Source organism: Gammaproteobacteria bacterium, assembly GCA_041395445.1.
In the GTDB taxonomy this organism is placed as follows: domain Bacteria; phylum Pseudomonadota; class Gammaproteobacteria; order Xanthomonadales; family Marinicellaceae; genus NORP309.
Window position 1 is genome coordinate 147669 of record JAWLAO010000005.1, and the last position, 13762, is coordinate 161430.

General features: G+C 37.7%; 11 protein-coding genes. All 11 read left to right on the top strand.

The window, feature by feature from the left end; all coding sequences use genetic code 11:
* Window positions 1-5: 5 nt before the first annotated feature.
* The 11 genes from R3F25_09900 to R3F25_09950 all read left to right on the top strand — a co-directional run bounded on the left by R3F25_09900 (window position 6) and on the right by R3F25_09950 (window position 13679).
* Window positions 6-1925, top strand: a complete 1920-nt coding sequence (locus R3F25_09900) for a DUF1302 domain-containing protein (protein MEZ5497117.1) — start codon at window positions 6-8, stop codon at window positions 1923-1925.
* A 21-nt stretch (window positions 1926-1946) separates the two neighbouring features.
* Window positions 1947-3935, top strand: coding sequence for a DUF1329 domain-containing protein (locus R3F25_09905; GenBank protein MEZ5497118.1), 1989 nt, complete (start codon window positions 1947-1949; stop codon window positions 3933-3935).
* Window positions 3936-4042: 107 nt separating this feature from the next.
* Window positions 4043-4984, top strand: coding sequence for a YCF48-related protein (locus R3F25_09910; GenBank protein ID MEZ5497119.1), 942 nt, complete (start codon window positions 4043-4045; stop codon window positions 4982-4984).
* Complete coding sequence (locus tag R3F25_09915; protein MEZ5497120.1) at window positions 4947-7607, top strand: MMPL family transporter; 2661 nt, start codon at window positions 4947-4949, stop codon at window positions 7605-7607. Before R3F25_09910 ends, R3F25_09915 begins: the two co-directional genes overlap by 38 nt.
* 81 nt (window positions 7608-7688) lie before the next feature.
* Window positions 7689-8873: a type II secretion system protein GspL gene (gene gspL, locus R3F25_09920; GenBank protein ID MEZ5497121.1), complete on the top strand. Its 1185-nt coding sequence runs from the start codon at window positions 7689-7691 to the stop codon at window positions 8871-8873.
* Entirely contained in the window at window positions 8873-9364 is a 492-nt protein-coding gene (gene gspM / locus R3F25_09925) for a type II secretion system protein GspM (protein MEZ5497122.1), read from the top strand. Before gspL ends, gspM begins: the two co-directional genes overlap by 1 nt.
* Complete coding sequence (gene gspN, locus R3F25_09930; protein ID MEZ5497123.1) at window positions 9361-10095, top strand: type II secretion system protein N; 735 nt, start codon at window positions 9361-9363, stop codon at window positions 10093-10095. Before gspM ends, gspN begins: the two co-directional genes overlap by 4 nt.
* A gap of 25 nt (window positions 10096-10120) precedes the next feature.
* A complete protein-coding gene (tgt, locus tag R3F25_09935; protein ID MEZ5497124.1) occupies window positions 10121-11242 on the top strand; it encodes a tRNA guanosine(34) transglycosylase Tgt in 1122 nt (373 codons plus the stop codon).
* Window positions 11243-11326: 84 nt separating this feature from the next.
* Complete coding sequence (locus tag R3F25_09940; GenBank protein MEZ5497125.1) at window positions 11327-12502, top strand: acetyl-CoA C-acyltransferase; 1176 nt, start codon at window positions 11327-11329, stop codon at window positions 12500-12502.
* Between the two features lie 84 nt (window positions 12503-12586).
* On the top strand, window positions 12587-13069 hold the full coding sequence (locus R3F25_09945) for an FG-GAP repeat protein (GenBank protein ID MEZ5497126.1): 483 nt from the start codon (window positions 12587-12589) through the stop codon (window positions 13067-13069).
* A gap of 397 nt (window positions 13070-13466) precedes the next feature.
* Window positions 13467-13679, top strand: a complete 213-nt coding sequence (locus R3F25_09950) for a hypothetical protein (GenBank protein MEZ5497127.1) — start codon at window positions 13467-13469, stop codon at window positions 13677-13679.
* The last annotated feature ends 83 nt before the right edge of the window (window positions 13680-13762 follow it).

A 13762-nucleotide genomic window follows, 5' to 3' on the forward strand; every position in this document is an offset into this window, starting at 1 on the left:
GATTAATGATGAAAAATATTAAACAGAACAAATTAAGCAGAGCTTTAAAATTGGCGATACTGTCTTCCTCGTTAGGTTTGTCATCTTTTGCTGGAGCAGTCAGTTTCAATAATGGAGAGTTTTCTGCGAGTTGGGACACGACTGTATCTTATGGTGTTGCGGTTAGAGTTGAAGAGCGCGATGAAAGTCTCGTGGGAAAAGCCAATTTGAATGAGTTGGTTGGGTCGAACATTGAAGAAGGAAGACCTTCAACGGTTCAAGAAAGAGCAGCTGCACCGGGACGTTGGTCAATTAACTCGGATAATGGAAATTTGAATTATGACAAAGGTGATAAAATTTCCAATGCTTTGAAATTAACCACCGAGTTTGGATTTAGCTATAAAAGTTTTGGTGGATTCTTCCGAGGAACATCGTTTTATGATTTTACCAATGATTCAAAAGAAGGTTTATCTGAAACTGCCAGAGAATTTGTTGGGCATAAAACTCGTTTGTTAGATGCGTATGTTTATAAAGATTTCAATCTAGGTGAGCAACCTGCAACAATCAGATTAGGTCGTCAGGTTGTGAGTTGGGGCGAGAGTACTTTCATCCAACAAGGCATCAATGTTATTAATCCAGTTGACGTTTCTAAAATTCGTGTGGCTGGTGCGGAGTTAAAAGAAGCGTTCTTACCTATTGATATGGTTTATGGTTCATTTGGAATCACTGAAAACTTATCAATGGAAGCAATGTATATGCTTGAATTTGAGCAAACAGACCCGGATCCTATGGGTACTTATTTTTCAACAAATGACTTTGCAACTCCAGGTGCTGAGTACGTAATGTTAGGGTTCGGCATTGTTCCTGAATATACAGATTTAGCAAGACTTCAGCAAATTGCTGCATTCGCTCCAACTGAAGCTGCAAGAAATTTGTACGCACAGATTGCGGGTAATGTCGAGAATTATTCAATTCAACGGAGTGTGGTGCCCGGAGCAAGTGATCATGGGCAATATGGTGTTTCATTTAAATATTTTTCACCTGAACTCAATGATACAGAGTTTGGTTTATATTATCTAAATTATCATTCGAGATTGCCATTAATTAGTGGTGTAGCTCTAGCTCCGGTTACTCCTGAAAGACCTTCTCCAAGCCCTAATACTGGCACATACTTTACAGAGTATCCTGAAGATATCGAAATGTATGGTTTGAGCTTTAATACCACAATCAATAGTCTAGGACTGTCATTGCAGGGTGAGTACTCTTATCGTCCAAACGTACCTCTTCAGATTGATGATGTGGAAGTATTAATTGCTGCATTGACCCCATTAAATACTTTGATTCCAGCACCGTATAATAGATTTGTATCACAATTGGGTCAATATAATCCGGGTGAAATGATTCAAGGCTGGGAAAGACATGAAGTGAGTCAGTTACAATTCACCGCGACTAAACTTTTTGGACCAAACAATCCATTTAAAGCCGATCAAATTGTCGTATTGGGAGAAGTTGGCTTTACCAATGTGTGGGATTTACCAGACCCAAGCGTGCTGAGATATAATGGTCCGGGTACTGACACTGGTGGCGGTGCGGGAGCATTGACTGGTGGAACGAGTGTGAATCCTGTTACAGAACCCGAAGAGTTTTTCGCAACACCTTTCTCATGGGGTTATCGTTTAGTTACCAGATTTGATTATAATAATGCTTTTGGATTGCCAGTGAATTTATCACCAAGACTTGCATTTAATCATGATGTAAAAGGAACAACTCCTGGACCGGGTGGTAATTTTATTGAAGGCAGTAAATCTGTCACATTAGGACTGGGTGCTGTGTATCTGGAAAAATGGGGTGCTGATTTAAGTTATACCTCATATTTCGGAGGCGGTATTCATAACATGATACATGACAGGGATTTTGTGTCATTGAATGTTAAATATTCATTTTAATAAATAGCATAGGGGACAAATATGAATTTAGTTAAAAAAACATTAGTTGTAGTTCTAACATCCTTGTTAGTTGTTGCATGTTCTAAACCCGAAGACACTAAGACTGTTGCTGAACCAACTGTTACCGAAAATACTTCGAAATGTGGTAATGAAAAGTGTGGTGACACTTCTGAGAGTAAATGTGGAGAATCTTCAGAATCAAAATGTGGAGATAGCTCTGAAAGCAAATGTGGTGAAGAGAAATGTGGTGCGGAGGCTGAGAAAGCTGCTTTAGAAGAAGCTGAAAAACTGGCTGCTGAAGCAAAAGCGGCAGAAGAAGCTGCCCAAGCTGAGGCAGAAAGACAAGCTGCGGAAGCTGCGGCTCAAGCTGAAGCAGAGAAAAAAGCAGCAGCAGAAGCAGCAAAAGCAGAAGCTCAAAGAATTGCAGCTGAAGCCGCTGCTAAGAAAAAAGCAGCTGAAAAAGCAGCTCAAGCAGAAGCTGAGAAATTAGCAGCAGAAACTGAAGCTAATAAAAAAGCGGCAGCAGAAGCTGCACAAGCTGAGGCAGAAAAACTTGCAACAGCAAAAGAAGCTGAAATGAAAGCCGCTGAAGACGCTGCTAAGGCGGAAGCTGAAAGATTAGCCGAAGAAGCTGCAGCAAAAGCTGAAGCAGAGAAAAAAGCTGCAGAAGCTGCTGCTAAGGCGGAAGCTGCGAGATTGGCTGCTCAAGCTAAACCAAAACAAGAAGAGTATAAAATGAATTCTTCTTCAGGTGCTAAAACACCTGTAGGTGCTGAAAGAGCAGGCAACGCAGCCGGAACAATTCCAGCATGGACTGGTGGAATTACTCAGCCACCCTCAAGCTACAAGCCTGGTGATCACCATCAAGATCCATTTGCAGGTGATAAAGTTCTATTTACGATAGACTCGAGCAATTATAAGGATTATGAAGACAATCTTTCTGTCGGTCAAAAAGCGATGTTTGAAAAATATCCTGAAACCTACAAAATGAATGTCTATCAATCCAGAAGATCAGCTTCTTTTCCTCAACGTATCTATGATAAAACAGTTGAAAATGGGAAGACAGGTAAGTTGCTAGATGATGGTGAAGGTGTATCCGATGTTGCGGAAGGTTTTCCATTTCCGAATCCACAAAATGCTTATGAATTAATGTGGAATCACAAACTCAAATACAAAGGTTCAGGCGGAGTTAGATACAACAATCAGGTTGCTCCAACAGCTACAGGACAGTACACTTTAGTAAGACTTAAAGAAGAACTTTTGGGTAAATATTATGCTGAAGGCAACACAATTGCAGATATTGATAACATCTTGCTTTATTTCTATCAAGTTGTAGAGTCTCCAGCTCGTTTGGCGGGAAGAATTCTATTGGTTCACGAGACTATGAATCAAAAAGAAACACCTAGACAAGCATGGATTTATAATCCGGGTCAAAGACGTGTAAGACGTGCTCCTAACGTTGCGTATGATAATCCAGGTACTGCATCTGATGGATTAAGAACTAATGACATGACAGACATGTTTAATGGTGCGATGGATCGTTTTGACTGGAAAGTTGTTGGTAAGAAAGAAATGTATATCCCTTACAACTCCTATAAAGTTCATAGTGGTGATTTAGACTATTCTGAAATAGTTCAACCGGGCCATTTGAATGCTGATCTCATGCGTTATGAACTTCACAGAGTTTACATCGTTGATGCCACTCTTAAAGAAGGTGTTCGTCACATTAATTCCAGAAGAACTTTCTACCTCGATGAAGATAGTTATCAAATCATGTTGATTGATCACTATGATCGGAGAGGAGAAATCTGGCGTTTTTCAGAAGCTCATTGTATCAATTATTATGATGTTCCAACATTTTGGTCAACAGTTGAAACTCATCACGATTTGAGATCCGGTCGTTATGTTGCAGTAGGTCTGGATAATAAAGATCCTGTTAACACATTCAACTCTCCTCTAAGTGAATCAAACTACTCACCACAAGCATTAAGAAGTCGTGGTCGTAGATAACTCCTTAGCATGAGTCATGTTTAGAGTTAAATAAAAGGCTGAATTATTCAGCCTTTTATTTATTAAATATCTTGATATAATCACTTTATTCAGAAGTGGGAAACATTATGAAAATCCGAAAATTTAATAAGTTAATATTAAATCTAATACTATTAATGATAGCGACTGTATCTGTGGGAGAGGAAACAGTAACATCAGAGAGAATGCCTAAATTTGAAAAATCTTTGTATTTGGGAATTAAAAACAATGGCACGACTGTTGCAGCCGTAGGTGAGAGAGGTCATGTTGCTTTAAGCGAAGACTACGGAAGTACATGGATACAAGCAGAAGGAGTTCCCACAAGAGCAACCTTAACGGCAGTTTCCATGATTGGTAGTAATATCTGGGCAGTGGGCCATGATACTACCATTATACACAGCTCAGACAATGGACAAACTTGGACTAAACAATTTGAAGATGTTGAGCGTGAAATGCCTTTGCTTGATGTGTTGTTTATAAACGAAAGTGAAGGATTCGCTGTTGGTGCATACGGAACGTATTTAACAACCTATGATGGTGGAAAAAATTGGAATGATGGTTTGATCTCAGAAGATGAAGACTATCATTTAAACAAAATTATTAAAGTTGATGAATTTAAGTATTTTGTCGTAGCAGAATCCGGTAAAGCATATCGTAGTTTTGACTCAGGTAATAACTGGGAAAGTCTCGATTTACCATATTCCGGCTCAATGTTTGGTGCCATATTGTTTGGGAACGAAATTATAACCTATGGTCTGAGAGGAAATGTCTTAGTGACTTCGGATTTTGGAGATACATTCGAGCAAATTGAGTCGCCAATTCATGATAGTTTATTTGGGTCAGAGCATACAATAAACAATAAAATATTGTTGGTTGGAGCAAACGGTGCGGCTTTGCAGTATAAAAATTTGAGTTTATCAAAAGTAGAACTTCCAAGTAGCGATGGTGATTACGCAGATGTGTTATCTGTAAAAGGTAATATACTGATTTTTATTGGCGAAAACGGTATTAGCACAAAACAATTTAGGTGATGAAATTATGAGTGAAAATTATTCAAAAACGATGGTTTTTTTACAAAATCTCATCTTCAACAATAAAAAACTAATAATCCTATTATTGGTATTAGTTACAGTTGCTATGGGCTTTTTTGCTAGCCAATTAAAAGTTGATGCAGGTTTTAAAAAGCAACTACCTCTTCAGCATGAATACATGAAGACATTCATGGATTATGAGTCTGAATTTGGAGGAGCTAACAGACTACTTATCGCTGTTATGACACAAGATGGCAGTGATATGTTCACTCCAAGCTTTTTCAGAACGCTTGAAGCGGTAACAGATGATGTTTTCTCAATTAAAGGTGTCTCTCCCGCAAGTGTAACGTCTATCTTTACACCAAATGTCAGATTTGTTGAAGTTGTTGAGGATGGTTTCGCCGGTGGTAATGTAATACCGTCTGACTTTACTCCAACTCCTGCGATGTTCGATTTAGTCAAAGGAAATATCGTTAAAGCAGGTGTTGTCGGTCGATTGGTTGCAGAGAATTTTAACGGTGCGATGGTATGGGCTGAACTACTGGAAGAAGATCCGGTATCTCATGAAAAAATCAACTATCAAAGAGTCGCCGAGCAACTTGAAGAAATTCGTAAGAAACACGAAAAAGGAAATGAAGAGGTTATTCATGTTATTGGATTTGCTAAAATTGTTGGTGATATATCAAATGGAGCAAAATCGGTCGTTTACTTCTTTGGTTTGGCAATTTTAATAACTGCTGTGTTGTTATTCTGGTATTCCGGAAGTATTAAACTGACGATTTATCCACTTATTTGTTCTGTGGTTGCAGTGATATGGCAATTAGGGACTCTAAAACTACTTGGATTCGGAATCGATCCGATGAATATCCTCACACCTTTTTTGATATTTGCAATAGGCGTCAGTCATGGAGTACAAATGATTTCGACGTGGACTGATCAAATTATCGCCCATCCACATGGCGAATGGGACGGAGATCATGCGGCGAGAGCGACTTTTGCAATATTATTAGCACCCGGAATTATTGCTTTACTTTCTGATACAATCGGATTTGCAACAATTTACTTTATTGATATTCGCATCATTCAGGAATTAGCAATTACAGCAACAATAGGTGTGGCGTTGATTATTATTACCAACTTGATTTTGATGCCTATTCTTTTATCAACTATAAACACAGCGAATTTTAGTAAGTTTTGCCAAAAATGCCTTGATAAGAAAAATAGCGACTCAAGCTTTTGGAAAGCCATTGCCGGATTTGCAAAGAATCCTCTGGCTACACTTTCCGTACTTGTATTAATTGGTTTATTTTATTTCGGTTATATGAAATCTCAGGAAATGCAAATTGGTGATTCTCAAGCTGGTGTTCCTGAATTAAGACCGGATGCAAAATATAATCTCGATGCTCAAACAATTAGTAGTGAGTTTTCATTAGGTGTTGACATGATTAGTGTGATTGCAGAATCAAGTGGTAATGCCTGTACCGAGAGTTATAAAGCAATGGAAAATATCGATCGTTTCGCATGGCACATGCAAAATGTTGAAGGTGTTCAAAAAGTAATAACTCTTTCTCAATATGCTAAAGTGATTACAGCAGGATGGAATGAAGGTAGTCCGAAGTGGAAAACATTATCGAGAAATCAATTTGTTATGAGGCAAAGTTTATCCGGAATCGAGACAGATACCGGGTTATTAAACAAGGATTGTAGTGCAATGCCGGTGATGATTTTTACTGAAGATCATAAAGCCTCAACTATTTCCCGAGTTGTTGCGGCAGTGGATGAGTATCGTGAAGCTTACCCTCCAAAAGTTGATAAAAACCTTACAGAAGCTGTAGATTCAGTTTATGCCTTTGATAGAAATGATAGTGCCTCTGTCAATAATCTAATCACTGCAATCAACGCCTTGGGAGATGAGACTCCAATAAAACTATCTGCAATTGGAGACTCTGTCAGTGGTTTTGATGCCAATTCAAAAGCTGATATGGATTCATTAAGTAGCGTTATTGAAACATTTAAGACCAATAACCCTAAAAAACAAACTCACTTGGATGAGCTTGCAGAAGGGGAAGTTCGTTTCCGTTTGGCAACCGGTAATGTTGGTGTAATGGCTTCAACAAATGATGTTGTAAAAGCAGCTCAAATGCCAATGCTGATTTTGGTCTATGCTGCAATTATTGTATTGTGTCTATTAACTTTCAGATCTGTATATGGCACACTTACAATTGTAATCCCGCTAGCATTAGTTTCTTTCCTGGCTTATGCATTAATGGCATTTATGGGTATTGGACTAAAGGTTAACACCTTGCCGGTCGTGGCTTTAGGTGTTGGTATCGGAGTGGATTACGGAATTTACATCTTTAGTAAACTCCAAGGATTCCTCAAAGAAGGAAAGAGTCTCTATGATGCTTATTACACAACTTTGAGATTAACCGGTAAAGCTGTTTTCTTTACAGCAATCACCTTGGCTGTTGGAGTAGGAACCTGGATGTTCAGTGATTTACAATTCCAGGCTGATATGGGTATCTTACTTGCCTTCATGTTTGTTTTGAATATGTTAGGTGCATTACTGATACTTCCTGCGTTGGCATTCTGGTTGATGCCAAAATACAGAAAAGCGTTATAACATTTATATTTATGCCCTGACAATATCATTTTTCGTGATATTGTTGGGGTATAATGTCGCTATTAAAATCATTTAAAAGCAATGCCTGACTTTGTTCTTGTTGGAATTGATTCAAAATTAAATCCAAAGTATCAAATCAATTATAACTCTGATTCTTTTTCTGTCGAGAAGAGGAATATTTCTTCATGGTCAGAAATCACAACAGGTAATAACAGACAATTGATTTTTACTCTACCGGCTCAATTGGTTTATCACACCAAAGTTAAAATACCGACAAAGAATGAAGAAATTATTCGTCAATCTTTGCCAAATTTAATTGAAGAAGAGCTAGCAAATGATATTGAATTGAATCATTATGCTTATCTTCAATCCAATGATGAATATCATCAAGTAGCAGTTGTATCAAATTCAATAATAACTGAAATTTACAATAAGATTGTCGAGTATGGGTTTAAAAATCCTAAACTTTATTCAGAGATTTACTTATGCCCTAGCCATGAAGATTGCACGGTATGTAATTTTGAAGACTACTTCATCATAAATTTTGACCATAAAGGAACGAAAATAAATAATGATCAAAAGACACTCAACAACTATCTTCAGTTAATCGGAGCTGGCAAAACGATTGTTTATACAGAAAAGGAACTTCCAGGAATAGAGTTTAAAAATCCTGAAATTAGAAAAGTTGATATTGCTAAATTGACTTTGAAGACAATAACTTCTAAAGAATATATTAATTTATTTCAAGGAAAGTATTCAATTGACTCTCAAAAACATAAACAGAAATCACCAATTAAAAAACTTCTAGTTCTGTGTAGTTTACTAATTATAAGCTGGCTTACAATTAACGTGATAGGCTTGAACTCTTTGTCGAATAAAGCCGAAGAAGTCCAATTTAAGCAAAGGGAACTTCTGTCCGATTTAATCCCGGATATCACACCTGCGGAATTGAACAATCCTTATGCTGGGATGTTGTCCCGATTAAAAATTTCAGAGAACTCGAACTCTAATAACAGTGGTGATACTTTTATTAAATCACTCAGTTATTTAGGCAAGGCTTTACAAGGTAATAAAGATGTTTATGTACTCTCAATTCGATTAAGAGAAGATAAACTGGAAGTTAAAATTCAATCTCAAGACATTTCATCACTCAATGCTTTCCAATCTAATTTAGAAAAGAATTCATTCGATATGCGTGTGAAAACAGGAACGAGAGACTCCAATAATGATGGAATCTCATCAGTGATTACAATGGAGAGATTGTAATGTCGGGAATAACAAATTTAATAAGCAAACTGAGCGATAGTGAACGCAAATTGTTGGTTCGTGGGAGTGTTCTCGTCTTTCTTGCTTTATTTTGGGCATTTGTTTATAAACCCATCAATCAATCCATCGAATCCAAAGAAAAGCATCTGACAGAACTTGAAAATCAATATACCGAAATGCAAAGCTCGCAAGGATTGCTTAGAAAAACAATAAATACAGCAAAAACTCGTGATTTAAGCAAGCCATTTATTTCTTGGGTTGATGGACAATTGCTTAGCAGTGGTTTATCAGATTATGTTTCGCGTTCTGAACCAAAGGATAATCAAACCTTAATTCTGACATTTGAAAATGTCGCATTTGATGAGTTGATTTCGTGGTTACAACCAATGATTAGCCAATATAGTATTAATGTGAGCGAAGCTGATATCAATTTAACTGATAAAACCAATGGTCGTTGTAATGTTAGAATCACATTGGAAGAAAAAATATGAAGCTGATTAAATACCTTATCATTCTAATAATTTTATTCGTTTTGGTGATTATATTCACACCTTTAAAACTCTATTATCCGCATATTTCACAACAACTCAGACCGGTTCAACTTCAAAATATCAGTGGTTCAGCAGTTAAAGGTTCAGCCGAATCGGTAAATTATATTGGTATGAATCTCGGCTCGCTATCTTGGTTAACTTACCCGAGTTCTTACAATGAATTAACTGTTGATTTTAACCTTGAAAGTCCTCAATATGATTTTCACGGAAAACTCAGTCAGACTCCTTCGGCTCAGATATTGAAAGATTTCAGAGGAACAATGGACTGGAAGCAGATTGAAAAATTTGTGAATGTTAAATATGGAGAGATTTCAGGATATTTTGATTTTAATTTTCAGACCATCGAAATCAGAGATGAAAAAATTCATAAAATCATTGGAAAAGCAACGAGTAAAGAACTCAAAATTATCAAGCCAATTCAAAAAGATATCGGAGAAATTGAGATAGATTTCTCAACGGATACTCCGGCAATCATTGCCGGAGTTGTTAATAGCAAATCCAATGTCATCAATGTCTCAGGAGCCGTTTATATTCATAAAAACCACCGTTGGGAAGTTAAACTGACATTGATTCCGATGCCGGGAGAATATGAAATTGAATACCTGCTTCAAGGAATTGGTGAGAAACGCCCTGGTGGCGGTCGAATGCTGAATTTAGCAGGGTTTTATTAAATCGAGCTTTATAAAACTCAAGGAAATCAATTTGAAATTTACACTCAAAAAAACAGATCAGACAATCAATAAAGCTAGAAGAGGGCAGTTAGACTTTGAGCGTGGCAGTGTACAAACTCCGTGCTTCATGCCGGTTGGAACCTATGGAACTGTTAAAGGCATGACACCGGATGATGTGAAAGCCATTGGCGCGGAAATCATTCTCGGTAACACTTTTCATCTCATGCTCAGACCCGGAACCGATGTGATTGAAGCACACGGAGATTTGCATGATTTTATGAATTGGGATAAACCAATTTTGACCGATTCAGGTGGTTTTCAGGTATTTTCGCTGGCAAAACGACGCAAAATTACCGAAGAAGGCGTAACTTTTGCTTCGCCGGTTGATGGTTCCAGAGTGTTTATGGGACCCGAGGAATCTATGCAAGTCCAGACTAAATTGGGCTCTGATATTGTCATGATTTTTGATGAGTGTACACCTTACCCAGCGGATGAAAAAACAGCTGCTGAGTCCATGAGATTATCACTTCGTTGGGCAAAACGCTCGAAAGATGCTTTTGATCAAAACAGAAATCCGAATGCATTATTTGGAATTGTTCAAGGCGGAATGTATCCTCATCTTCGTGAAGAATCTGCCAAAGGTTTAAGAGAAATAGACTTTCATGGCTTTGCCATTGGAGGATTATCAGTTGGAGAACCGAAAGATTTACGCGAAAAAGTTTTGAAAGCAACCACTCCATTATTGCCTGAAGACAAACCCAGATATCTGATGGGCGTCGGCAAGCCCGAAGATATTCTGGAAGCGGTCAAACTCGGTGTTGATATGTTTGACTGTGTCATGCCAACTCGTAATGCTCGTAACGGACATCTTTTTACCTGGAATGGCGTGGTAAAAATCCGCAATCAAAAATATCAATTTGACACGAAGCCACTGGATGAAAATTGTGGATGTTACACCTGTCAAAATTATTCAAAATCCTATCTTCGTCATTTGGATAAATGCAAAGAAATATTAGGATCACATTTAAATACGATTCATAACTTATTCTTTTATCAGGATTTTATGAAAGCTATCAGAAAAGCCATTGAGGAAGATAATCTCCAGGAGTTTTCTGATTCTTATTATCAGAGAATTCAGAATAGCTGATTGAGAATCTGCAAATACTACTTATTAAATCGGTAATCAGGTATAATTCATCCCGTTTGAATTTATATATCCTAGAGATTACTAATGACTAAAAATGTTTATATCGTTGGTGCTAAACGCACGGCTATCGGTTCATTTCAAGGGCAATTTGCAAATACACCATCTCCCCAATTAGGTTCAGTAGCTATTAAAGCCGCTATGGAACAATCTGGACTGGATACGGTTGATGAAGCATTGATTGGTTGTGTTTTACCAGCCGGATTAGGTCAAGCGCCTGCCAGACAAGCGGTTTTAGGAGCCGGTTTGGATAAATCTGTGACTTGTACTACGGTCAACAAAGTCTGTGGTTCAGGTATGAAAACGGTGATGATGGCTCATGATATCATTAAAGCTGGCTCAGTTGATACAGCAATCGCAGGTGGTATTGAATCCATGACATTAGCTCCTTATCTGCTACCCAATGCACGTAGTGGTTATCGTATGGGTCATGTGCAAACTCTGGATCACATGTTTTATGACGGTTTGCAAAATCCTTATGACAACAACATGATGGGTGTTTTTGCCGAAACCTGTGCCGACAAGTACACTTTTAGCCGTGAAGAACAAGATGCTTTCTCAGCGGAATCGGTGAAACGCTCAATGGCAGCAATGCAATCAGGAGCTTTTGATGAAGAAATTGCCGAAGTGGTGGTGAAAGACCGCAAAGGCGATATTATTGTAAACAAAGACGAAGAACCACCGCGTTGCAATCTGGATAAAATTCCAACACTTCGTCCGGCTTTCCGCCGTGAAAATGGCACAGTCACAGCAGCCAATGCTTCAAAAATATCTGATGGAGCATCTATGATGATTCTGGCATCTGATGAAGTTGTCGAAAAAAACAATCTGCAACCGTTGGCGAAAATCGTTGGGCATTCCACTTACGCCCAAGAACCGGAATGGTTCACAACCGCACCGGTTTTAGCCATTAAAAAGCTGATGGATAAGTTGAATTGGACTGTGGAAGATGTTGATTTATTTGAAATTAATGAAGCATTCGCCGTGGTAACAATGGCTGCTATGAAAGAATTAAATATTCCTCATGAAAAAGTCAATGTTCATGGTGGAGCTTGTGCCTTAGGACATCCCATCGGCGCTAGTGGCAACCGAATACTCGTGACATTACTTTATGCTCTGAAACAAAAGGGTCTCAAACGCGGTATTGCCAGCCTATGCATCGGTGGTGGCGAAGCGACAGCTGTTGCCATCGAAATTGTTTGATTTTTTGAATAAAATGTAAGTTTTTAATACGTCATTACCCGGCTTGGCCGGGTAATCTAAAATGAAATTTGACCGAGAGAGAATATGTTTAATCGTCATAAAATAAAACCATTCATAATATTAGCATTAATATTTGTATCATTCTTGGCACTTGCCAATGATTTCGACAAACAAAGACCTGCCGGAGTTGATGATAAACAATGGTCGTCTTTGAAATCGGCTGTGCAGGAAGCGAAGTTGTTGCCAACTCCCGAGGGGATTGGGGGAACTTCCGATAGATTTGGCTATTCTGTTGCATTAGATGGTGAAAGAGCATTAGTAGGAGCTACTGGAATTATTAGTGATATGGGTGCTGTTTTTGTATATGATTTTAATGGCTCAAGTTGGCATCAGACGGCTATTTTACAACCTTCAGATGGTTTGTTGAGATATCAATTTGGGTGTTCTGTTAGTTTATCAGGTAATCATGCTTTAGTTGGATCTTGTTCTAAACATATTGGACATCCTTATGGATCAGCTTATATATTTGATTTTGATGGAAAAATTGGAATCAAAGTTATAAACTAATTAGTTCGGATGGAGGAAGCTGATGATAATTTTGGTATTTCATTAAGTATATTAGGAAATCATATCTTATTGGAACTCCTTATGATGATGATAATGGATATTCTTCTGGTTCAGCTTATATCTTCGAGTATGTGAGTAATAACTGGATACAAAGTCAGAAATTAATAATTCTGATAGTTCTGCAAATGATTGGTTTGGTCATCTGTAAGTTTGTCTAATGATACATAATAGTGCTAACAAAGCCTAATTTGAATGATATAGATTCAGGTTCTGTTTACGTTTTTGACTATGATGGAAAAGTCTGGATAGACAATAATAAATTAACAGCAATGATGGTGATATGCGAGGTTTGGTTCTTCAGTTAGTATTAATGGGAATCATATATTGATTGGAGCAATTGGATGAAAATAAATCTGGTATTAGATCTGGTTCTGCATATATTTTTGAATTAGTGATGGGAGGAATGGTTACAGTCTTCAAAAAGTTAATGGCAAGTGATGGTGCATTTGGTGACTCATTTTGGTATTTCAGTATCATTAATCTCACAAAAGCACTAATTGGAGCATATGGAGATAACAATCCTAGTAAGTGGATCAGTTTATGTATTTAGAATGAACAGAATATTGGATTGAAAGTAAAAATTTTATTGCAAATAATTTAGACCCATATGATTATTTCGGTTATTCAGTTAGT